At 67.8% G+C, this 22,432-nt stretch carries 15 protein-coding genes, 2 tRNA genes, 3 pseudogenes and 1 other annotated feature; of the genes and pseudogenes, 6 read left to right on the top strand and 14 right to left on the bottom strand.

Annotated elements, in window-relative coordinates:
- Nucleotides 1-50: 50 nt before the first annotated feature.
- A complete protein-coding gene (gene folC / locus BLS21_RS15230; RefSeq protein ID WP_091220002.1) occupies nt 51-1,427 on the bottom strand; it encodes a bifunctional tetrahydrofolate synthase/dihydrofolate synthase in 1,377 nt (458 codons plus the stop codon).
- A 42-nt stretch (nt 1,428-1,469) separates the two neighbouring features.
- On the opposite strand from folC, the gene valS reads away from it, so the two are divergent.
- The gene (gene valS / locus BLS21_RS15225) at nt 1,470-4,055 is read left to right on the top strand and encodes a valine--tRNA ligase (protein ID WP_091219998.1); all 2,586 of its coding nucleotides are present in this window, start codon (nt 1,470-1,472) and stop codon (nt 4,053-4,055) included.
- Nucleotides 4,056-4,323: 268 nt separating this feature from the next.
- On the opposite strand, the gene clpX is transcribed toward valS, so the two are convergent.
- The 5 genes from clpX to BLS21_RS15200 all read right to left on the bottom strand — a co-directional run bounded on the left by clpX (nt 4,324) and on the right by BLS21_RS15200 (nt 9,125).
- Nucleotides 4,324-5,595: an ATP-dependent Clp protease ATP-binding subunit ClpX gene (gene clpX, locus BLS21_RS15220; protein ID WP_091219995.1), complete on the bottom strand. Its 1,272-nt coding sequence runs from the start codon at nt 5,593-5,595 to the stop codon at nt 4,324-4,326.
- A 283-nt stretch (nt 5,596-5,878) separates the two neighbouring features.
- Nucleotides 5,879-6,505 (bottom strand): ATP-dependent Clp protease proteolytic subunit, encoded by a 627-nt coding sequence (locus BLS21_RS15215; protein WP_091219992.1) that lies wholly within the window; start codon nt 6,503-6,505, stop codon nt 5,879-5,881.
- Nucleotides 6,506-6,525: 20 nt separating this feature from the next.
- Nucleotides 6,526-7,161 (bottom strand): ATP-dependent Clp protease proteolytic subunit, encoded by a 636-nt coding sequence (locus BLS21_RS15210; RefSeq protein ID WP_425431614.1) that lies wholly within the window; start codon nt 7,159-7,161, stop codon nt 6,526-6,528.
- 271 nt (nt 7,162-7,432) lie between these two features.
- Nucleotides 7,433-8,932 (bottom strand): trigger factor, encoded by a 1,500-nt coding sequence (gene tig, locus BLS21_RS15205; protein ID WP_091219990.1) that lies wholly within the window; start codon nt 8,930-8,932, stop codon nt 7,433-7,435.
- A gap of 119 nt (nt 8,933-9,051) precedes the next feature.
- Nucleotides 9,052-9,125: transfer RNA gene (locus BLS21_RS15200), tRNA-Pro, on the bottom strand.
- A 108-nt stretch (nt 9,126-9,233) separates the two neighbouring features.
- Here BLS21_RS15200 and BLS21_RS15195 point away from each other — a divergent pair.
- The 3 genes and pseudogenes from BLS21_RS15195 to BLS21_RS15185 all read left to right on the top strand — a co-directional run bounded on the left by BLS21_RS15195 (nt 9,234) and on the right by BLS21_RS15185 (nt 11,075).
- Nucleotides 9,234-9,307: transfer RNA gene (locus BLS21_RS15195), tRNA-Gly, on the top strand.
- A 249-nt stretch (nt 9,308-9,556) separates the two neighbouring features.
- A pseudogene (locus BLS21_RS15190) lies at nt 9,557-10,383 on the top strand (IS5 family transposase); the annotation flags it as partial.
- A 38-nt stretch (nt 10,384-10,421) separates the two neighbouring features.
- Nucleotides 10,422-11,075, top strand: a complete 654-nt coding sequence (locus tag BLS21_RS15185; RefSeq protein ID WP_245700454.1) for a tetratricopeptide repeat protein — start codon at nt 10,422-10,424, stop codon at nt 11,073-11,075.
- On the opposite strand, the pseudogene BLS21_RS15180 reads toward BLS21_RS15185, so the two are convergent.
- Nucleotides 11,055-12,303 (bottom strand): annotated as a pseudogene (locus BLS21_RS15180) (IS3 family transposase). The gene BLS21_RS15185 and the pseudogene BLS21_RS15180 sit on opposite strands and share 21 nt — an antisense overlap.
- Nucleotides 11,898-12,025: a sequence feature (AL1L pseudoknot), on the bottom strand. (Overlaps the previous pseudogene by 128 nt.)
- A 199-nt stretch (nt 12,304-12,502) precedes the next feature.
- Here BLS21_RS15180 and BLS21_RS15175 point away from each other — a divergent pair.
- Nucleotides 12,503-13,397, top strand: a pseudogene (locus BLS21_RS15175) (IS982 family transposase).
- Nucleotides 13,398-13,428: 31 nt separating this feature from the next.
- Here the strand turns inward: BLS21_RS15175 and BLS21_RS25600 are convergent.
- The 5 genes from BLS21_RS25600 to BLS21_RS24690 all read right to left on the bottom strand — a co-directional run bounded on the left by BLS21_RS25600 (nt 13,429) and on the right by BLS21_RS24690 (nt 17,745).
- Nucleotides 13,429-14,127, bottom strand: coding sequence for a transposase (locus BLS21_RS25600; protein WP_217636146.1), 699 nt, complete (start codon nt 14,125-14,127; stop codon nt 13,429-13,431).
- Entirely contained in the window at nt 14,021-14,578 is a 558-nt protein-coding gene (locus tag BLS21_RS25595) for a helix-turn-helix domain-containing protein (RefSeq protein WP_217636145.1), read from the bottom strand. The genes BLS21_RS25600 and BLS21_RS25595 overlap by 107 nt, the downstream gene beginning before the upstream one ends.
- 26 nt (nt 14,579-14,604) lie before the next feature.
- Nucleotides 14,605-15,207: a hypothetical protein gene (locus tag BLS21_RS15165; protein ID WP_139177154.1), complete on the bottom strand. Its 603-nt coding sequence runs from the start codon at nt 15,205-15,207 to the stop codon at nt 14,605-14,607.
- 53 nt (nt 15,208-15,260) lie between these two features.
- Nucleotides 15,261-15,983 carry a CBS domain-containing protein gene (locus BLS21_RS15160; RefSeq protein WP_091219982.1) on the bottom strand — a complete coding sequence of 241 codons (723 nt, stop codon included), beginning with the start codon at nt 15,981-15,983 and terminating at the stop codon, nt 15,261-15,263.
- A 226-nt stretch (nt 15,984-16,209) separates the two neighbouring features.
- Complete coding sequence (locus BLS21_RS24690; protein ID WP_139177152.1) at nt 16,210-17,745, bottom strand: phage tail protein; 1,536 nt, start codon at nt 17,743-17,745, stop codon at nt 16,210-16,212.
- 740 nt (nt 17,746-18,485) lie between these two features.
- Between BLS21_RS24690 and BLS21_RS15155 the strand changes: the two genes are divergently transcribed.
- The gene (locus BLS21_RS15155) at nt 18,486-19,622 is read left to right on the top strand and encodes an SUMF1/EgtB/PvdO family nonheme iron enzyme (protein ID WP_091219980.1); all 1,137 of its coding nucleotides are present in this window, start codon (nt 18,486-18,488) and stop codon (nt 19,620-19,622) included.
- Nucleotides 19,623-19,761: 139 nt separating this feature from the next.
- On the opposite strand, the gene BLS21_RS15150 is transcribed toward BLS21_RS15155, so the two are convergent.
- Both BLS21_RS15150 and BLS21_RS15145 read right to left on the bottom strand, forming a co-directional pair.
- Nucleotides 19,762-20,862, bottom strand: coding sequence for an ISAs1 family transposase (locus BLS21_RS15150; protein ID WP_175479580.1), 1,101 nt, complete (start codon nt 20,860-20,862; stop codon nt 19,762-19,764).
- A 247-nt stretch (nt 20,863-21,109) separates the two neighbouring features.
- Nucleotides 21,110-22,432, bottom strand: a 1,323-nt coding sequence (locus BLS21_RS15145) for a hypothetical protein (RefSeq protein ID WP_217636144.1), incomplete at its 5' end; no start/stop codon positions are given.

Raw genomic sequence — 22,432 nt, 5'->3', positions numbered from 1 at the left:
CGACACCGTGCGGCGCCGTGCTGTGCCCACCCGTGACCTCGCGGGCCCGGTCACGCCTGCTGCCCGCCCATGAGCGTGCGGGCCTCCCCCGCCGTGATCACGCTGCCGGTGACCAGCACGCCGGAGCCACCCAGGGCGTCGTCGGGACCGGCCTCGGCCAGCTCGACGGCCTCGGTCAGCGCCTCGGGCAGCTGTGGCTGGACGCTGACCCGGTCGGCGCCGAAGACGTCGACGGCCAGCGCGCCCAGCTCGTCGGCGGGCATCGCGCGCGACGAGCTGTTCTGGGTGACCACCAGCTCGGCGCAGACGGTCTCCAGCTCGCGCAGCATCCCCTCGACGTCCTTGCCGTGCACCACGCCCACCACGCCGACCAGCCGGGTGAAGTCGAAGGACTCCCGGACCGCCTCGACCGTGGCGGCCATGCCGGCCGGGTTGTGCGCCGCGTCGACCAGCACCGTCGGGCTGGTGCGCACCCGCTCCAGCCGGCCGGGCGAGCGGACGGCGGCGAACGCGGCGCGCACGGTCTCCTGGTCGATCGGCCCGGTCGCCGCTCCCGCGCCGAGGAACGCCTCGACGGCGGCGAGCGCGGTCGCCGCGTTCTGCGCCTGGTGCGCGCCGAAGAGCGGGAGGTAGACCTCCTCGTACTCGCCGCCGAGGCCCTGCAGCCGCAGCTGCTGACCGCCGACGGCGACCCGCCGGTCCAGGACGCCGAACTCGGTGCCCTCGCGCGCGACCACGGCCTCCACCTCGACCGCCCGGCGGACCAGCGCGTCGAGCGCCGCGGGCTGCTGGCGGGCCAGCACCGCGACCGCGTCGCGCTTGATCACCCCGGCCTTCTCGCCGGCGATCGTGCCGACGTCCGGGCCGAGGTACTCGGCGTGGTCGAGCGCGACCGGGGTGACGACGGCGACCCGGGCGTCGACCACGTTGGTCGCGTCCCAGGTGCCGCCCATCCCGACCTCGATGACGGCGACGTCGACCGGCGCGTCGGCGAAGGTCGCGTAGGCCATGCCGACCATGACCTCGAAGAAGCTCATCGGGTGCTCACCGGCGGCGTCGACCATCTGCACGTAGGGCGCGATGTCGTCGTAGGTCTCGACGAACCGCTCCGCGCTGACCGGCTCGCCGTCGAGGACGATCCGCTCGCGCACCGACTGCAGGTGCGGGCTGGTGAACCGGCCCACCCGCAGACCGAAGCCGCGCAGCAGCTCGTCGACCATCCGCGCCGTCGTCGTCTTGCCGTTGGTGCCGGCCACCTGGACGACGGGGTAGGCGCGGTGCGGAGCCCCCAGCAGGTCGACCAGGGCGGAGATGCGGGCCAGCGAGGGCTGCAGCCGCGTCTCGGGCCAGCGCGCCAGGAGCTCCTCCTCGACGCGGGCGAGATCGACGGCTCCGCCGCTGTGCCCCGTACCCGCCGTGGTGCTCATCCTGTCCAGGATGCCAGTCGGCCACTACCTACGATGAGGGGCATGACCACCGACATCCAGACCCCGGAGACCACCGTCCCCGGAGCGGGCGCCGGTGTACCGGAGAAGCCGTCGCTGGACGGGCTCGAGGAGAAGTGGGCCGCCCGCTGGGCCGAGAGCGACACCTACGCCTTCGACCGCGCGGCCGCGTTCTCCGCCCCGCGGGAGCAGACGTACTCGATCGACACCCCTCCCCCGACCGCGAGCGGATCGCTGCACGTCGGGCACGTGTTCAGCTACACGCACACCGACATCGTCGCCCGCTACCAGCGCATGCGCGGCAAGCACGTCTACTACCCGATGGGCTGGGACGACAACGGCCTGCCCACCGAGCGCCGGGTGCAGAACTACTACGGCGTCCGCTGCGACCCCTCGCTCCCCTACGACGAGGACTTCCGGCCCCCCGCGAAGCCGGGCAAGGACCAGGTCCCGGTCTCGCGGCGCAACTTCGTCGAGCTGTGCATGCGGCTGACCGAGGAGGACGAGCGCGCCTTCGAGCAGCTGTGGCGGCGGGTCGGGCTGTCGGTGGACTGGCACAACGTCTACCGGACGATCTCGGAGGCCTCCCGCGCCACCGCGCAGCGCGCCTTCCTGCACAACCTCGCCCGCGGTGAGGCCTACGCCCAGGAGGCGCCGACCCTCTGGGACGTCACGTTCCGCACGGCGGTCGCGCAGGCCGAGCTCGAGGACCGCGAGCGCCCGGGCGCCTACCACCGCATCGCGTTCCACACCGCCGACGGCCCGGTGTTCATCGAGACCACCCGGCCGGAGCTGATCCCCGCCTGCGTCGCGCTGGTCGCCCACCCCGACGACGAGCGCTACCAGCCGCTGTTCGGCCGGACGGTGCGGACGCCGCTGTTCGACGTCGAGGTGCCCGTGGTCGCCCACCGCCTCGCCGAGCCGGACAAGGGCTCGGGCATCGCGATGATCTGCACCTTCGGCGACCTCAACGACGTCACCTGGTGGCGCGAGCTGCAGCTGCCCACCCGCGCGATCGTCGGCTGGGACGGCCGGCTGCTGCCCGACGCACCGCCCGGCGTCCCCGCCGACCGGTACGCCGAGCTGGCCGGCAGGACCGTGTTCAGCGCGCAGCAGCGGATCGTGGAGATGCTGCGCGAGTCCGGCGACCTGGACGGCGACCCGCGGCCGATCACCCACCCGGTGAAGTTCTTCGAGAAGGGCGAGCGGCCGCTGGAGATCGTCACCACGCGGCAGTGGTACATCCGCAACGGCGGCCGGGACGCGTCGCTGCGCGAGGCCCTGATCGAGCGCGGCCGGCAGATCCAGTGGGTGCCCGAGCACATGCGGCACCGGTACGAGAACTGGGTCGAGGGGCTCAACGGCGACTGGCTGATCAGCCGCCAGCGGTTCTTCGGCGTCCCGTTCCCGGTCTGGTACCGGCTCGACCCCTCCGGTGAGCCGGTCCACGACGAGCCGATCCTGGCGCCGGAGGAGTCCCTGCCGGTCGACCCGTCGTCCGACGTCCCCCCGGGCTTCTCCGAGGACCAACGCGGCGTGCCCGGCGGCTTCGTCGCCGACCCCGACGTCATGGACACCTGGGCGACGTCGTCGCTGTCGCCGCAGGTGGCCTCGGGCTGGGACACCGACCCGGAGCTGTTCGCGCACGTCTTCCCGATGGACCAGCGCCCGCAGGCCCACGACATCATCCGGACCTGGCTGTTCTCCACCGTCGTCCGCTCGCACTTCGAGCACGGCACGGTGCCGTGGACGCACGCCACGATCTCCGGCTTCGTCGTCGACCCGGACCGCAAGAAGATGTCGAAGTCCAAGGGCAACGTCGTCACGCCGATCGACGTGCTCGAGCGCTACGGCACCGACGCGGTGCGCTGGCGGGCCGCCGGCGCCCGGCCGGGGGCGGACTCGCCGTTCGACGAGGCGCAGATGAAGGTCGGCCGACGGCTGGCCATCAAGATCCTCAACGTCGGCAAGTTCGTGCTGGGACTGGGGGCGTCGGCGGACCTGTCGGCCTCGGCCGTCACCGAGCCGATCGACCACGGCCTGCTGGCCGGGCTGGCGCAGGTCGTCGACGAGGCGACCGCGGCGATGGAGTCCTACAACTACACCCGCGCGCTCGAGGTCGCCGAGGCGTTCTTCTGGTCGTTCTGCGACGACTACGTGGAGCTGGTGAAGTCCCGCGCCTACGGGTCGGGGCCGGCCGCCGAGTCCGCCCGGGCCACGCTGGCGCTCGCCCTGTCGGTGCAGCTGCGGCTGTTCGCGCCGGTGCTGCCGTTCGTCACCGAGGAGGTCTGGTCCTGGTGGCAGTCGGGCTCGGTGCACCGCGCGCCGTGGCCGGCCGCGACCGAGCTGCCGACCGGTGGGGACCCCGCGGTGGTGTCGGTGGTGGCGACCGCGCTGGCCGGGGTCCGCAAGGCCAAGTCCGACGCGAAGGTCTCGATGCGCGCCGACGTGCAGTCCGCGACGGTGACCGCACCGGCCGAGCAGGTGGCGCTGGTCGAGGCCGCGCGCAGCGACCTGGTCGAGGCCGGCCGGATCGCCTCGTTGGAGGTCGTCGCGAGCGAGGGGCCGCTGGCGGTCGACGTCGTCCTCGCCCCACCCGCCGAGGCCTGACCGCGGCGACTCCCCGGTGGTGTGCGGTCGTGGCGCGTCTCGACCGACGCATGCGCCACGACCGCACACCACCGGACACCCACAGCCGGCGCGAGGCGACGTCCTCGCGGTCTGCCGGGCCCGGCGGGCACTCCTCGATGGCCGGTGATGTGCAGCTACGGCGCGTCTCCGCCACGGGATGCGCCGTCGGCGCGCATCACCACGGACCCCGGGAACGGCGACGGCCCGCCTCCCCGGTGGGAGACGGGCCGTCGCTCTGCGCCTGGGATCAGGCCGACTTCTCGCGGGGGGCGCGGCTCGGCTTGCGCGGCACGATCGTCGGGTTGACGTGCTCGAGCACGACCTCCTTGGTGATCACCACGGAGGCGACGTCGTCCCGGCTGGGGACGTCGTACATCACCGACTGCAGGACCTCCTCCATGATCGCCCGGAGGCCGCGGGCGCCGGTGCCGCGGAGGATGGCCTGGTCGGCGATCGCCTCGAGCGCGTCGTCGGTGAACTCGAGGTCCACCCCGTCGAGCTCGAACAGCCGCCGGTACTGGCGCACCAGGGCGTTCTTCGGCTCGGTGAGGATGTTCATCAGCGCGTCGCGGTCCAGCTTCTCCACGCTGGTGATGACCGGGAGCCGGCCGATGAACTCGGGGATCATCCCGAACTTCAGCAGGTCCTCGGGCATGACCTCCGCGAAGGCGTTGGCCTCGTCGATCTCCTTCTTGCTGCGGATCTCCGAGCCGAAGCCGATGCCCTGCTTGCCGGCCCGCTGCTCGATGATCTTCTCCAGCCCGGCGAAGGCGCCGCCCACGATGAACAGCACGTTCGTCGTGTCGATCTGGATGAACTCCTGGTGCGGGTGCTTGCGACCACCCTGCGGGGGCACCGACGCCGTCGTCCCCTCGAGGATCTTCAGCAGCGCCTGCTGCACGCCCTCGCCGGAGACGTCGCGGGTGATCGACGGGTTCTCGCTCTTGCGGGCGATCTTGTCGACCTCGTCGATGTAGATAATCCCGGTCTCGGCCCGCTTGACGTCGTAGTCGGCGGCCTGGATCAGCTTGAGCAGGATGTTCTCGACGTCCTCACCGACGTAGCCGGCCTCGGTCAGCGCCGTGGCGTCGGCGATGGCGAACGGGACGTTGAGCATCCGGGCCAGGGTCTGCGCCAGGTGCGTCTTGCCGCAGCCGGTCGGGCCCATCAGCAGGATGTTGGACTTGGCCAGCTCGACCGAGTCGTCGCGGCTGCCGGCGCCGCCGGCCTGCACCCGCTTGTAGTGGTTGTAGACCGCGACCGAGAGCGCACGCTTGGCCTTGTCCTGGCCGATGACGTACTGCTCGAGGAAGTCGTGGATCTCCTTGGGCTTCGGCAGCTCGTCGAACTTCAGGTCCGACGACTCCGAGAGCTCTTCCTCGATGATCTCGTTGCAGAGGTCGATGCACTCGTCGCAGATGTAGACCCCGGGGCCAGCGATGAGCTTCTTGACCTGCTTCTGGCTCTTCCCGCAGAACGAGCACTTGAGCAGGTCACCGCTCTCACCGATTCGTGCCACCTGCTGACCTCCACCTCGGGGGGGATTTCCAGGCTCCTGGTCTCAGGTGCCCGCCTGTTGATGGTGCTGACGTCCCGTGCTCGGCCCCGCTCCGGCGAGGCTCTCCTCCCAGCACGTGGGGCCGGGGATCGGGTGCTCGCCGACCGTACCTGCCGGCACCGGCCCCGGAGGGCGATGACTCGCCCGGCGGGGACGGCGCCTTGACCACATGCGTCCCGCGTCCCTCGACGGTACGGGTCGAGCGCCCGACACGCGCGCACTCGACCCGTCCCGTTTCGGCAGATCAGCCCGGGAGCGCGTTGAGCTTGCGGCTCTGGATCACCGCGTCGACGATCCCGTACTCCTTGGCCTCCTCGGCCGTGAGGATCTTGTCGCGGTCGATGTCGGACCGGACCTGCTCGGCGGTGCGACCGGTGTGCCGCGCCAGGATCTGCTCCATCTGGGTGCGCACCCGCTCGATCTCCGCGGCGTGGATCTCCAGGTCGGACACCTGACCGCCGGCCTCGCCGGAGGGCTGGTGGATCAGCACGCGGGAGTACGGCAGCGCGAGGCGCTTGCCGGGGGTGCCGGCGGCGAGCAGGACGGCGGCGGCCGAGGCGGCCTGGCCCATGCAGACCGTCTGGATGTCGGGCCGGACGAACATCATCGTGTCGTAGATGGCCATCAGCGAGGTGAAGGAGCCACCGGGCGAGTTGATGTAGATCGTGATGTCGCGGTCGGGGTCGTTGGACTCCAGCGTGATCAGCTGGGCCATGACGTCGTTGGCCGACGCGTCGTCGATCTGCACCCCGAGGAAGATGATCCGCTCCTCGAAGAGCTTGTTGTACGGGTTCGACTCCTTCATGCCGTAGCTGGTGCGCTCCACGAAGGAGGGCAGCACGTAACGGCTGGAGGGCATCTCGAAGCTCATGTCAGTTCTCCTCCGAACCGTCAGTTGTCGGTGACCGGGTTGGCCTGGTCGGTCATGGCGGCACGGCTGACGACGTGGTCGACGAAGCCGTACTCGAGGGCCTCCTGCGCGGTGAACCAGCGGTCGCGGTCGGAGTCCCGCTCGATCTGCTCGATCGGCTGGCCGGTGTGGAAGGACTGCAGCTCGTTGAGCTCGCGCTTCGTGCGCCGGAACAGGTCGGCCTGGATCGCGATGTCGGCCGCGGTGCCGCCGACGCCGGCGGACGGCTGGTGCATCATGATCCGCGCGTGCGGCAGGGCGTAGCGCTTGCCCTTGGTGCCGGCGGTCAGCAGGAACTGGCCCATCGAGGCGGCCAGGCCCATGCCGTAGGTCGCGACGTCGCAGTCGATGAACTGCATCGTGTCGTAGATGGCCATGCCGGCGCTGACCGAGCCGCCGGGCGAGTTGATGTACAGGTGGATGTCGCGCTTGGGGTCCTCGGCGGACAGCAGCAGCATCTGCGCGGCCAGCTGGTTGGCGATGACGTCGTCCACCTGGGTGCCCAGGAAGATGATGCGCTCGCGCAGGAGCCGCTCGTAGACGGAGTCGCCGAGGTTCATCCCCCCGGCGGCGCCACGCAGGAGCGGCGCGCTCGCCTGGTTCGGGTTGGTGCTCACGGGTGCGGTGACCTCCGTAGGACTGTCGTGCAGACGATCTGGGCGGGCTGGGTGGTGCGGGGCCCGGGAGAGGCCCCCGGGGGTGTCTTTCCCCGGTGCTCGCCGGAGTCTGCGTCGACCCTAACGCGGACCCGTGCAGCGACAGTCCCGGCGCAGGGGGGTGTTCGCCGTGGGCGCAGCGCCGGGTGCGCCGGTCGGGTCCGGGACGCACGACGCCGTCCCACCCCGGGCCTCGGGGTGGGACGGCGTCGGTCGTGCGGCGCGGTGGGCGTCAGCCCTTGGTGACGTCCTCGGAGTCCTCGGTCGCGCCCTCGGTGGCCTCGACGGCCGCCGCGTCGGCGACCTCGGCGTCGGGCGCCTCGTCGGCGACGTCGGCATCGGCGTCGGCGGTCTCGCCGTCGGCGTCCTGGGCCTCGGCGGTGTCGCTGCCGGCGGCCGGGGCCTGCACCGTGCGCGGCCGCAGCGCCTCGAGGTCGACCACGTTGCCGGAGGCGTCGGTGATCGTCGTCTCCTCGAGCAGCTGGGCGAGGGTCTTGGTGCGGCGGACGTCGGCGACGAACTCGGCGATGTTGCCGCCCTGCTGCAGCTGCTGGGCGTACTGCTCCGGGCTCATCCGGTTGCGCTGGGCCTGCGCCATGATCTGCGCCGAGAGGTCCTCGTTGTCGACGGTGACCTCACGGGCGTCGGCGATGGCGTCGAGGATGAACTGGGTGCGCACCGCCTCCTCGATGTTCTTGCGCTGGTCGGCGTCGTAGGCCTCCTGGCTCTCGACACCGGTCATCTGCAGGAAGCTGTCCCAGTCCATGCCGGCCTGCTGCAGTTCGTTCTGCATCGCCTGGTTGCGGAACTCGATCTCGCGGTCGACGAGGTTCTCCGGGATCGGCACCTCGACGGTCTCGAGCAGGTGCTCGACCAGCTTGTCGCGGGCCTGCGCGCCCTGCTGCAGCACCTTGGTGCGGGCCAGCCGGGTGCGGATGTCCTCCCGCAGCTCCTCGAGGGTGTCGAACTCGCTGGCGGTGGAGGCGAACTCGTCGTCGAGCTCGGGGAGCTCCTTGGTCTTCACCGAGCGGACGGTGACGGTGACGTCGGCCGTCTCACCGGCGTTCGGGCCCTGCAGCAGCGCGGTCTGGAAGGTCGTCGACTCGTCGGCGGACAGCCCGCGGACGGCGTCGTCGAGGCCCTCCATGAGGTTGCCGGAGCCGACCTCGTACGACATGCCGGTGGTCGAGCCGTCCTCGAGCACCTCGTCGCCGAGCTTGGCCTCGAGGTCGATGGAGACGAAGTCGCCGTCCTGGGCGGGGCGGTCGACGCCGGTGAGCATGCCGAAGCGCTCGCGCATGACCGAGATCTGCTGGTCGATCTCGTCGTCGGTGACCTCGACGTCGTCGACGGTGACCGCGAGGGCGTCGAGCGACGGGAGCTCGATCTTGGGGGCGACGTCCACCTCGGCGGTGAAGGCGAGGGTGTCGTTGTCGTCGAGGCGGGTCACCTCGATGTCGGGCTGGCCCAGGACGCGCACCTGGTTCTCCCGCACGACCTCGGAGTAGACCTCCGGGATGGCGTGCTGAACGACCTGCTCGAGCACGAGCGGCCGGCCGATGCGCTGGTCGAGCACCCGGTTGGGCACCTTGCCGGGGCGGAAGCCGGGCACGCGCACCTGGCGGCCGAGCTCCTTGTAGACCTCACCGAAGGCGTGGTCCAGGTCCCCCCACGGCACCTCGATCGCCATCCGGACCCGCGTGGGGCCCAGTTCCTCGATGGTGCTCTTCACAGCAGCAGTGCTCCTCGATAGACAGACGGGGATGGGGCGCCGGGCACGACGGACGACGCCGGGTCGACCCCCGAGTCTAGAGACAGCCGGACAGGTGCCGGTCCGGCGGACGGGGACGGTCGGGGTGACAGGATTTGAACCTGCGGCCCCCCGCTCCCAAAGCGGGTGCGCTACCAAGCTGCGCCACACCCCGTGGCGGGTCGAGTCTAGGTCCCGCCCGGCCGGGGACGGCGCGACGCGGACGACCGCCGCCTGGCGACCGGCCGCGGACCCGGGGCGGCTACGCTGTCGGAGCACCGTCGCGGGTGTAGCTCAATGGCAGAGCCCCAGCCTTCCAAGCTGGCCATGCGGGTTCGATTCCCGTCACCCGCTCCACCTCCTGACCAGCTCAAATGCAGGTATGCGCAGGTCAGCTGAGCAGCGTCGCTCCCTCCGTGCCTTAGGGGTGCTGACCTCTGTTGACCGCTGACCACCGGCTTTGGCCGGTGCTTAAGGCACGGATAAGGCACGGCCGCAGCGCCCGCCGGCATGAGACTCAGAGCGGCAGAGGGTTCCAAGAAGACGTTGCAGAAGTAGGTCGTCGGGCTCTATTTCGACCTGACAACCCGGCGCAGGCTCGCGGACATGTCGTCGCCGGCGTCGTCCCCGCCGCCCCGGCTGATCAGCGATGAGCTGTGGGCGCTGTTCGAGCCGTTGATCCCTCCGCAGCCGCCGGCGGTGCACGGGCGCACCGGGCGGCCGCGTGCCTCGGATCGGGACGTGCTCGAGGGCATCGCCTTCGTGCTGTCCACCGGCATCGGCTGGACCAAGCTGCCGATCGAGCTGGGCTACGGCTCAGGCTGGACCTGCTGGCGCCGGATGCACGAATGGGCCGACGCCGGCGTCTTCGACCGGCTACACCAGGCCGTCCTGGATCGGCTCGGCGAGAGCGGTCGGCTGGACTGGTCGCGGGCCAGCCTGGACTCGGTCAGCGTCCGGGCGAAAAGGGGGGCGCGCTGACCGGCCCGAACCCCACCGACCGGGGCAAGGCCGGCAGAAAGTACCACCCGCTCGTCGACGCCACCGGGCTGCCGCTCAACGTGCTCGTCTCAGCGGCGAACCGGCACGACAGCCTGTTCGTCGAGCCGATCCTGGACTCGATGCCGGCCATCCGGATCGGTGGCCGCGGCCACCCCCGCCGGCGGCCGGTCAAGCTGCACGGGGACAAGGGCTATGACATCCCGCGGGTCCGCCGCTACCTGCGCCGCCGGGGCATCACCGCCCGCATCGCCCGGATCGGGCGTGACTCCAGCGCCCGACTGGGCCGGCATCGCTGGGTAGTCGAGCGGACGCTGGGCTGGCTGCTGTCCTACAAACGCCTCGCGCTGCGCTACGACCGCACCGCCACCACCATCACGGCGCTGGCCCGACTGGCCGCCATCCTGATCTGCGCCCGCCGGCTCCCGACAAACTATTGCAACGTCTTTTTAGATGTGAGGACCCGGCCGCGGTGGAGCTGCTGGGGCTGGCCGCCTTCCTGGCGCCCGAACCCATTCCACTGTGTCTGTTCAGTGACCACGCCGAGCTGCTCGGCGAGCCGCTGCGCAGCGTCGCCGCCGGTCCCGACGCCCTGGCCGACACCCTTGGGACGCTGGTCGGATACTCCCTGGCCCGCCGCTCCCCCGACGACTTTCAGGTCCACCGGCTGGTGCAGTTGGTGATCCGCGAGCAGCTTTCGCCCGAGCAGCACGAGGCCACTGCCGAGCGGGCGATGGCGTTGCTAGCTGCCGCTTCCCCCGGCGACCCCGAGGGCCCGGCCGGCTGGCCCGCCTACGCCGCGCTCGCTCCGCACGTGCTCGCCGGCCCGCTGGGAGACCACTCTCACGCCGTCCGAAAACTGGTCCTGGACACCATCGGCTATCTGCAGGCCCACGGCGACAGCCGCGGGAGCCGGGCCGTCTCCGAGCGGCTACTCGATCGCTGGCGGTCAGTCCTCGGCCCCGACCATCCCGACACCCTCACCGCCGCGTGCAGTCTCGCCCTTGCCCTGTTCTCGGTGGGCGAGGCGGACCCGGCCCGGGCCCTCGGCCAGGACATCCTGCAGCGCTGCCGCCGGGCGCTCGGCCCCTGTCCCGTACCGAGTTCAGTGGAGGCTCGGAACTGACGCGGCGACGGTAGTCGCCACGGGGTTGTGCCGGTGGAAGACGTCCTCGTGCTCGACCGGTGGAAGCAGGCCGATCTCGCCGTGCAGACGGCGGTGGTTGAACCAGTCGATGTACTCGGCCACGGCGATCTCGAGGTCGTCGATGTCCTTCCACGGGCCGCGGCTGCGGACCAGCTCGGCCTTGAACAGCGAGTTGAACGCCTCGGCCAGCGCGTTGTCATAGCTGTCACCGGTGGAGCCGACGGAGGCGACCGCGCCGGCCTCGGCGAGGCGCTGGGTGTACCGCACGGCGACATACTGAGCGCCCTTGTCCGAGCGGTGAATGAGCCCGCTGACGTCGCGGCCGGCCCGCCGGCGGGTCGAGATGCCCATCTCCAGCGCGTCGAGGGCCGGGTCGGTGCGCAAGCTGCGGGACAGCTGCCAGCCGACCACCTGCCGAGAGAACACGTCGATGACGAAGGCGGCGTATACCCAGCCGGAGGAGGTCCGGCAGTAGGTGATGTCGGCGACCCACAGCTGGTCCGGGCCGGTCGCGGTGAAGGCGCGGTCGACCAGGTCCGAGCGGGTGTCCGGGCCGGTGTCGGGCACGGTGGTGCGCGGCCCTCTCGCCCTGCTCACCCCGCGCAGACCCGTGCGGCGCATCAGCCGGGCCACGGTGCAGCGGGCCACCTGGTGGCCCTGCCGGCGTAGTTCGGCGTGCATCTTGCGCACCCCGTAGACGCCGTAGTTGTCGCTGTGCACCTGCTCGATGACCTCGGTGGTCGCCGCGTCGGTCACCGATCGCGCCGACGGTGCCCGCGACTTGGCGGCGTAGTAGGTGCTCGGGGCGATCTGCGCACCGGCCTCGGTGAGGACGCGGCAGATCGGCTCGACCCCGAACTCGAGCTTGTGGGCGTCGATGAAGGCGACGATCAGCGGGCGGGGCGGTCGAGCTCCGCCGCGAAGAAGCCGACGCGCTCTTCAGAATCGCGTTCGCCCGGCGCAGCTCTCGCACCTCACGCTCGAGCTCGGCCAACCGGGTCGCGTCATCGGTCGTCATGCCCGGCCGGTGGCCCTCGTCAATCTCGGCCTGGATCACCCAGTTGCGCAGCGTCTCGGGGTTGATGCCCAACTGCTCGCCGATCCGCTTCAACGCCCCGGACCGGGTGGCTGGGTCACGCCGCGCGTCGACCACCATCCGGGTCGCTCGCTCCCGCAGCTCGTCGGGGTACTTCCTCGGTGCCGCCATGACTCTCATCCTCACGTGGATTGCGAGCCTCCATCAGACCCGGTACGGGACAAGCGCAACGGCCAGTTCCCCGTACCGCGGTGCTGTCTGCATGCGGTCCGGGCGGCGCAGCAGCCGGAGAACTAGACGAATAAGTCCTAACGGCCCGGAGGGTCGAAGGCCGCTGCAGAGACGGGCGGGGGGTGTTCAGGCTCGGGTTGTGACGACCGACCTAAACACCCTCCTGACCGCACTCTACGTCCGCATCGACGACTATCTGGGGCCTCGCCGCAGCACCGGCCGGCCGCCGAAGCTGACCGACGCCGAACTGCTCACCCTGGCCGTGGCCCAGGTGCTGCTGGGGGTGCGCTCCGAGGCCCGCTGGCTGCGGGCGGTGCCCGCGGCCCTGCCCGGCGCGTTCCCGTATCTGCCCGGCCAGTCCGGCTACAACAAGCGGCTGCGCGCCACCCTGCCGCTGCTGCGGCGGCTGATCCGGGCGCTGGCCACCGACACCGATCTGTGGGCCGATCCGGTCTGGCTGGTGGACTCCACCCCGGTGGAGTGCGCCCGCTCCCGGCCCACGGCGCAGCGCTCGGACCTGGCCGGATGGGCCGGCTACGGCTACTGCGCCAGCCACTCCCGCTACTTCTGGGGACTACGGCTGCACCTGATCTGCACCCCGGCCGGACTGCCTCTTCCCCTGGGCGCTGGCCCATCCCAAGCTCGACGAACGCCAGGTGCTCATGACCGTCCTCGACCACGACGCCGAGCTGCTCGCCGAGCGCCCCGGGCTGCTGCTCATCGCCGACAAGGGCTACGTCTCCGCCGAGCTCGACCGCTACCTGACCGAGCACGGCATCGGCTTGCTGCGCCCGTCCTACCGCAACCGCACGCCGCGCCCCGGCCAGCGGCTGCTCGCGCCGATCCGCCAGCTCATCGAATCGGTTAGCGACACCCTCAAAGGCCAACTGGACCTGGAACTACACGGAGGGCGCAGCCTGGCCGGGGTCACCGCCCGCGTCGCCCAACGCCTACTCGCCCTCACCGCCGCCATCTGGCACAACCGCCAGACCGGCCAGCCGGTCACAAGATCACTGATCGCCTACGACCACTGATCCCATTCGGACTTACTCGTCTAGTGCCGGGTCAGGCAACCTTCGCCCTCTTGATGGTGTCGGCTCGGCGGATGACCTTGCGGAGGCTGGGGTCGGTGACGTGCCGGTTCCGCCAGGCGATGTAGCGGCGGATCATGCTCGCCTGCTCGCGGTGGGACTCGTGGTCGGTGCCGTCGAGGGCGAAGTAGCGCAGCGCGGTGAACTGGGCCTCAATGCGGTTGAGCCACGAGCCGTAGAACGGCACGTAGGCCAGCTCGACGTTGTTCGCCGCCCACTTACCGACCCGCGGATCGGTCCTGGTCGACAGGTGCGGGCTGAAGTTGTCCAGCACGATCGCGATCCGCACCTCGGCCGGGTGCAGCGAGCGCAGGTAGCGGCAGAAGGCCAGGAACTCGGTGCGGCCCTTACGGGCCTTGACGTGGCCGTAGAGCCGGTCGGTTGACAAGTCGTAGCCGGCGATCAGATGCCGCACGCCGTGCGGTCGGGTGTAGGTGGCCCGCCGGCGACGCCGCCGCGGACGGCACTGGTCGCCACGACCGACCGCTTGCGGTGCCCACTGCTTGCCGGGGTGGGGTTGAAGGTTCAGCGGGCCAAACTCGTCGCAGCAGATGACGACGGACGGGTCATCGACGCCGGGCCGGCGGCGTCCGTCGGCGATCGCGTAGAGCTCCAGCACCCGGTTCTTCTTGGCCTCGTAGTCGGGATCGGTGCTGGTCTTCCAGGTCTTCACGGCTTGGAAAGGAGACGCCCTCCTCGCGCAGCAGCGTGCGCAGACCCTCATGGGAGATGTCGTCGACCACCCCCTCGGCAACCAGGAAGTCGGCCAGCTTCGACAAGCTCCAGACGGAGAACGGCAACCCGTGATCGGCCGGGCGGCTCAGCGCGGCCTTCCTGATCTCGGCCCGCTGGTCCACGGTGAACTTCGGTGGCCGGCCGCCGGCGTAGCGCGGATACAGCGAGTCGAAGCCGTCGGCGGTGAAGTTGTGGATCACGTCGCGGACCCGGTCGGGGCTGGAGAACGTGACCTCGGCGATCTGCGGCACCGGCATGCCCTGGGCCGAGAGCAGCACCATCTGCGCCCGCCGCCAGGTCACCACCGACCCGCTGCTGCGGCGCACGATCCGCAGCAGCCGGTTGCCCTCGTCGCTGCTGATCGGCCGGACCTGCACGGGCTGCGCCATCTCGCATCTCCTGCGGGAAGTCAGGATCAGACGAGACGACGGTGACAGCCTCCATGCTCAGCCGGGACTCCTTCGTCCGCCCGGGGACGGGCGAACGTTGGCAGCCGCGGCACTAGCTCCCGAAGCGGGGCGTAGTAGGGCGGCAGATGGTCAAGGGGACCCGTGCCTTCGGGACTGGAACGGTTGAGCAGCCGGGCAGTCTCGACCTTCTCCCGCAGGTTCGTGGCGCCGCCGAAGATGTACTCCTGTAGTCGAAGATCGGGGTCCCCGAGGAAGGCCCCGCGGATGTGGCCGGTCATTCGGATGAGACTGAGCAGGTGCAGCCGGGCGAGATCTAAAACTAGGGCGACGTGCTCCGCGATGCGGGGGTCGAGGTGCTGTCGAGCGCCGGCGAGGTGGGCGACCATCTGAACCGCGTTGCGGTGCTCCTCGTACACCCAGTAGTCGAACTGTCGATAGCCCAGCAGCGGCTTGCGACGCCGGTCGAGCCCATCGAAGGCGGTCAGCCGGTCTGCCACGCTGCTGCAGTCGAACACGAGGTCGCGGGCCGTACCAGAGAAGCCAAGCTTTTCTGCCCCGTGGTGCTCCTGCAGACGTCCGAGGTCGTCACTCGGCAACTGAATGTCCAAGGCCTGGGAAGATATCGCCTGGCCGAAGGCCGCAAGATCGACTTGCCCTGCACCTATTCCTCTACCGACTTCTCTAAGATCTCCCCCACTAAATCAAGGGCGTCGACCGTGCCAATATACTCCTTCTTGACGAGATCCTTCACGACCACAAGCTTCGTATGCTGGTAGCTGATCAATCGGGCGAGAACCTCCTGCACGTTTTCGTCCACTCCAGCCATGACTGGAGGATTCGGGTTAATGACCTGATTCACTCGCTCGCCAAGTATTGACTTCCACTCGTCACCGGTCGACTGCTCATTCCTAGCGATGTCCTGAAACTTCTGAAGAAGGTCATGGCTTGTGATAACACCTGTTACAGCATCTTGCTGATCGACGACGGCGAGGATCGGCAGGCGCGCCGAGGTGGCTGCGGCGAGAGCTTCCCGAAAGGTAGTCTCGGCATAAATTTTGCCACCCGGGCTACGAATCTTAGTCTTGATGCCCGCGCTTTCCATCTGACTGCTTGAGAGCTCCTCCTTCAAGAGCTGATTGAACGGCAATCTCTTGGACATAATCTGTCCGCGAGCATATCCAGCAGTCGCCGCTAGTAGCACTAGGAGGTAGAGTGCGACGAAGGGGAGGCTATTGACTAGGGGGATCACACTGCCTTCGAGGTTCGTTGTGAACCGCAGAATATCAAGCCCATGGAGCAGGACGAGCATGGCGACCAGCAAGCCGTAGGTGAACAACAGGATGATGAAGGCCTGCAATGCTCGCCTGGAGTACACCCCGGTCATAGCGTAATCCTCCGCTTCCAATCGGCGGGCCCATCCCTAGTCGCAGTCAGGCCCACCCAGAACTTGCGGTAAGGACAGTATGAGTATGTAGCCCTACCGGAAGGCGATCACACGCGAACCAAATCCGCGCCGGTACGGAGCGCTAGCTCCTCGACCTTCGACCGCACCCCATTGATTCCGCCGTGTTCGGTGTGATGGGCGATTCTCCGGTTGGTACGCGCTCGCGTCACCGAACTTTGACGAGGTAAATCACGGCCGTGAATGGAGGAACTGTCTGCACCGTCGCGCCGGGCACGATCCCCCTGCTGGTGATGTGGTGTCGGTCGATCCATTCTTCGCCCACCCGGACGCCGACGGGAGTGTTGGGTCGAACCTCGGCCGTGAACCAGTCCGAGGTAACCCAAACCTCGCGGTCTGGGACTGTAGCCTGAGTACCGCCCCCTCTGCCCCCCGGAGGAAATGCCGGCGGATGACCCGAGCCCATCAAGAATCGATCTCTGAGATCTGGTGTGTTTCGGCCGGTGAGCGGTGAACTCGGGTCAGTTATAAGGCGGCCGTCGCACATCCACCAGCCATGCTCGCGTTTGGCCTCGGCTTCCGCGAGCGACCCGGAGAAGGGTACAATTGTCCCTATAGGAATAAGACTTGTTTCGAGTCCGGCGACTCGCTTCTCAAGCTCCCTCAAGTTCATAAGGTTGCCTCCTATGGTGGGAGTCTGAAGCGTCTCGACCGTAGTAGCATAGGTGTCGCATTGTCGTATATCCGCCAGACACCTCCTTGCCCTATCGGTGATTGCATTCAACTCTGCCACTGTCGCGCGTTGCGAATCTTGGTAACGCTTCCGCTGCGCCTCCAGCGCTGCCGCGTCGAGATCTCTGAAATCATCAAACTCGGACAGATCGCGCCCCAGTACGAAGTCCAATGTTGCTTTATAGTCACGAAGCCGCACGTACTCGCGCCCCAAGTCTTCCAGTGTTAGGCGTTGTTGTAGTACCTCCAAGGAGTCCTCGGGAGGAACAGGCGGTAGGGGTACAGAACTGCGGTAATCGTTGACGAGGGCCGACACCACCACCGGGCTTGCACCGGCCGCCACTCTGTCCGGGTACTTGCGGGCGGCCTCGAGCATCTCGTCAAACGAGACCGGGAATGGGCCCTGATCCCCCGTCCTTATCACCGAGACATTCAGGCCAACCTGCGACATGGACTCCTTCAGTTCGCTGGAAACCTCACCCTCTCCTTTGAAAGGACCGTAGCTGGCGCTTAGCTGTGCTCGAATCGACTGCTGTTGCTGTACAGTGGTGGTCTGACACTCAATAAGTCCGTAAAAGGCTCCGCCGGTGACCTTGCCGGTGATGTACTCCCAGCCATACGCCGCCGCGAATTCCCTCCATCCTCGTTGCTCAAGAAGCTGTCTAGCTTCCTGCGTCAACCGGGGGTTCCGTATAACCAAAGGAGGGTTCAGCACCTGAACGCGTACCAGAGCGTAGGTGTAATAGCTGCTCATCTCTGTGTTCTTCGATAATTCGAACTCAGCGGACACCGAGAAGGCGCCAACACCGAGTGACGCTGAAGCACTGATGTTCAAGGACCGCATCAGATCGTGCGTTGACGTCAGTGTCTCTAGGTAATACTGGGAGCGTTGGCCCGGCGCCTCGGCTATTGGATCGGAAAACTCAAGTCCGAGGTTGTACGTTTGCTGCGTTTGGCTATTGACACCTCTGCCGGGGTAGAATTGGTCATTCCAGATGATGGTGCCGGCCACCGTCAGTCCCCTCGTTCGTAACGCTGGACTTCCCTGACCACGGGTCCAGGTTTGGCTTTCAGGATGAACAATGCTGGTGCACTGACGTGCGTCAGTTGAAGTCCGGATACCTTGTCGCGATCGATCGGTTCGGGGCAGACCAGCCGGCGGGTGCCACCTAGAACCGGAGGCCAACCCGTCCCCTACCGGTGAGCGCGCACTTTAGGGCCATGGCGTCACCGCAGCGTCACGTGGGCGTCACCGCAGATGCGGACGCGGACGCATGGCCGACTCTGACCGAGCGATCATCAAGGGAGGGGGTTACAGAAACGGTCTGAACTCGAGACCGGTGCTGCCGCAGGGCCGCTGCAAAGTCAGCTTTGCCGGGCCTGATTTGCGGTTATGGCGGCTAGCGGCCGGAGTCAGGCCTCCTGAGCCACCGCTCTGCACTCCACCTGGAGGTGAGCACTCGACGCCTGTCCAGGTCAGAGCGACCTGGCGGTGGGTCCGACTACGTGACGGTCGAGGCTTCGCGCCGAATCACAGCCTCTCTACGCCAGCATCCGCGCAGCTCAACCGCCTGTCTGAGGACTTTGCACGAACCGTGACCCAATCCCAGCGCCCTGAATGCTGGCGAGAGGCCATCACGCTTCATCCTGCGCGGTTTTCTGGAGTACGGGCCCTCTAGGGGTGCAACCCTCGTGCCATCTGACCCTGGTGATGCACGCCACCGAGGCGAGACACTCCTAACAGCGCAAAGCATGAAAGGGTGCTTCGCCGACGAGTTACGGAAGGGGGCCGATACAGTGCCAGCGCCAAGCATTTTCATCAGTCATTCCAACCGTGATGCTGCGGATGCTCTCCGTCTGGCGGAAGACCTGAAACGAGCGGGTCTGGACGTCTGGCTAGACGCATGGGAGATCGGTGTTGGCGACCGCATCACCCAGTCCATTCAGCGGGGCTTGGCCCATGCCAACTTTCTCGCTGTCTGGATAACTAAGGCAGCGGTCGAGTCAGGATGGGTCGAAAGGGAGTGGCAGTCCAAGTACAGAGCCGAGATTGCGTCCTCGTCGACAGCTGTTTTCCCTCTGCTCGCCGAGGATTGCGAACTTCCACCGCTGCTCGCTGACAAGCTGTACGCCGACTTCCGTAAGGACTATCACTCAGGACTAGCTCAACTTCTCAAGGCCGTCGGATTGCAAGATTGGGTAAGTCCCTTGGGGTCCCGGTTCGCTCTGATCTTACCCGGCGCGTTCACGATGGGCTCAGATCGTGAAGAAAATGAGCGGCCGCCTCATCAGGAGACCATCAATTCACCGTTCTACATGGCTCGATATGTCGTGACACAGCAAGAGTGGCTCGAAGTTGTGGGCACGAAGCCGTGGGCCGACGATCGGCATGTCCGCGAAGGCGAGCGCTTCCCGGCTGTTGATGTGAGTTGGTTCGATGCCCAGGATTACATCAATCGCTTGTCGCGCATGGACCCCGATAACAATTACTACCTCCCCACGGAGGTGGAGTGGGAGTATGCGGCAAGGGCTGGTACGACCACTGATTTCAGCTTCGGGGATGACGAGCGGGACATGCGGTTTTATGGATGGTATCGCGATCTAACGAAAGATGTGGCGGAATATGCGCACGAAGTAGGGCTAAAGCGGCCGAACCCGTGGGGCCTGTATGACATCCATGGCAATATCTGGGAATGGGTGGATAACTGGTATTACGGATCCTACGGGCATGGGCAGAGACTGGACCCCGTCAAGAAAGTGCTTCGTGGAGGGGGCTGGGACTATCCAGCAGACGGTGCGCGCTCGGCATATCGCAACGGTGAAGTACCGACACGCTCCAACTATGTGATCGGGTTCAGGCTCATTCGCCGTCCAGCATATTTGTCGTAGGCGTGAGATTTCGTGGCCCGGGCGGGAGGCCAGGACTCGTGCAAAGTCGTGAACGTGCCGCTCGACCTGCTCGTCCGTCCTTCGGTCAGGCCGCGGTGAGCGCAGCGAGGACGTCGACGGGTCGGTAGCTGAAGCTGCGCTAGGCGGCGGCGATGTTGGTGCCGCCGCGGAGCCGGATGAGGTTGATCGCGGTGTTGCGCAGGGCGGCCATGCCCTGAGGGCCCGAGGCGGTCCGGACGCTCGAGTGGTCCTCACCCGCGGTGACGTCGCGGACCCCGTGCAGGCAGTTCTCGATGGTCCAGTCCGAGCTGATCCAGCCGGCCAGCAGCCGCGGGTCGGCGTCGTGGTGGCCCAGCGAGGTGATCGCGTACACCGTCTCCACCGATGGCTTGGCCCGGCCGGAGCAGCGGCGACGGCGCACCACCTTGATCGCCCGGGCACCGTGCGGGAACAGCTGGGCCTCCGGCGCGCCCTCCAAGTCGAGCACCTTGATTGAGCGGGACTCGGTCCGGCCGTGTCCGACCTGCCGCTCGATCAGTGCGGGTGCCTGGGCCCAGGGCAGCCAGGCCCACGCGCGGCGGAGTGTGGGCTGGTTGCCCTTGACGGTGAACAGGTAGTGCCCGCCGCGGGCGCGCAGGTAGGTGGCGTGCGTGCGCTGACAGGGCAGCGCGTCCGCGGTGACCACGACTCCGCGCAGGACAGGCACGGTGTCCAGCACGGGTGCGAAGGCGGCCAGCTCGTCGCCGCCGACCACCTCGATCTGGGTGATCGCCAGCTGATCGGCGTGAGCGAAGACGGCGAGCAGCTTGGTCTGTTCCCCGTCCGAGGTGCGGGCGCCCCGCAACGTCTTACCGTCCACCGCCACCACGGTTCGGGCCTGCCCGAGGTGTCGCACGTCGCCGGGCCGCCGGCGCCGGCGGCCCTCGCGGCGGGCCCTGACCCAGCCGGTCAGTGCACGCTGCAACGCAACTGGGTCGACGGCGGACAGCACCCGGCCGAACGTGGTCGCGTGCGGCACCGGCCCGCATCCCGACACCGCCTGCTCGGCGCAGCGGGCCCACTGGGGGATCGCCGCGTACGAGCGGGCGCCGGCCGGCACGGCGCCGACCGCGAGCAGCAGACTTGATTGCAGACTGTGACGACGTCCTCGGGCTCGGCGCGGATCGGCGACCGCGGTCAGGGCCTGCAGCAGGCTGATCGACTCGGCCGGGTCCAGAGGCTGCGGCGGCAGGCAGATCACCACACGGCCCGTGCCCGCCCTCAAACGCGCAGCTCAGAAGCTCATCTCCCGACTTTGCAGCAGCCCTGCGCTCCCTCCCCTAAGAGTGCACCCCGCAATCGCGAGCCCGAGTCGATGGCGCGTCGCCCGAGAGCCGATTGTGCGAATACGCCCACCGTCCGCAAGATTGGCATAGCTGGGATCCGCAGCGCTGACCTGGAGAAAAGGATGAGAGTAGATGAATGGCTCAATACACTCTGGCGACTAGCTAGGGGGAAGCCAGCCTGATGTTGCTTGCGATGTAGCGATAGTAGGGATCACTTGTGCTCTTTCCTCCGCTCCACCAACGGGCAACGATTTCTGCCTGCTGTTCTAAGTTGAAGTCGCTGAAGGGAGGTCCGGGGGGGCCGACGTGGTAGACGTCCTGGCCAAGAGCGGCGCAAACCTGAGTGGCAAGAGCCTCCGCGAGCCAGGCCAGGCCAAGCTGCGTATGCTCCAACTGCCAAGTGTGCGTTAGTTCGTGGATGAATGTCCGCGGCTGCCCCATCGGGTTGGCAAAGCCCGCGGGACCGAAGTTGAGCGTGAACTTCCCGTCAAATCGTGGGAATACAAATGCTCTCTCGGTGTTGTCGATGCGTGTGATGGTGTCCGTCAAGACGATCTTGTCGATAGGAGGCAGAGTTCCTTGAAACACCTCCGCATCCGCCCAGTCATACTCCTGTTGCGTGAGTTGCCTACTGTTAGATCCGATGGCAGCTATGCCCTCGGCTGCAAGGGCATACAAGGTGCCGTATGGGCCCTTAAGCCATAGCGTGCCGCCGATAATCCGGGAGACTGGCACGAGGTCGCCGGATAGCGCAAGGCCCACCAGCTCTCCCCCGACGAAGATAAGAAGGCCAGTCAGTGGATTGATGGCCACCGCACCGAGAGCCCAGCCGAGGACGAACTCGCCGATGTCGGCCAACGGGCCAGTAATAGACCCTGTGCGACTTTCCTGAACCTGCAGGTTGCTGTCCGCCACGATGGCGTCGAAATGCCTTAGCACCTCAAAGCGAACGTCCTGCTCGTCCCACCAGTCATTCCGCGCCTCCGGCCCTGCACCGAGACCGCCGCAGTGTCCCGAATGTTGCAGGACAATGGCCTGTACCGTGCCAATCTGGACGCGCACCTGGAAGTCAAACGCCTCAGAGATGAGCGGGTCGTTGTGCACGTGCCCGCTGAAACGGACCGCGCCGTCGCGGGATAGTTGGACCTGCACCCAGCCCTTCACCTCGCTTAAAGGCTGGTACAGCGTCTGCGTCTGCTGGCGAGACCGCACAACAGGCGTGAACATGGTCGGAGCCGACTGGCGAAGGATCCAGCAGACGCCCGCGCCCGGTCGGTAGAGAACGACGTGATCCGGCTTGCCCGAACCGTCATAGTCCACCGCAAACGCCTGGTCCCGCTCGTCGGCCAGGTCGTAGCCGTCGATGCCGTGCCCGGGTGAGCCCTCCGCATAGACCGGCGTGAACGCACCCCCGGTGTTGCGCAGGATCCAGAAGGTGCCCAATCCGGGCCGGTAGAGGGCGATGTGATCGAGCCTGCCGGAGTG

Source organism: Geodermatophilus siccatus (genome assembly GCF_900103785.1).
Lineage (GTDB): Bacteria > Actinomycetota > Actinomycetes > Mycobacteriales > Geodermatophilaceae > Geodermatophilus > Geodermatophilus siccatus.
Note: the sequence above shows the minus strand (reverse complement) of the source record. Positions and strands in the feature narration are given on the sequence as shown.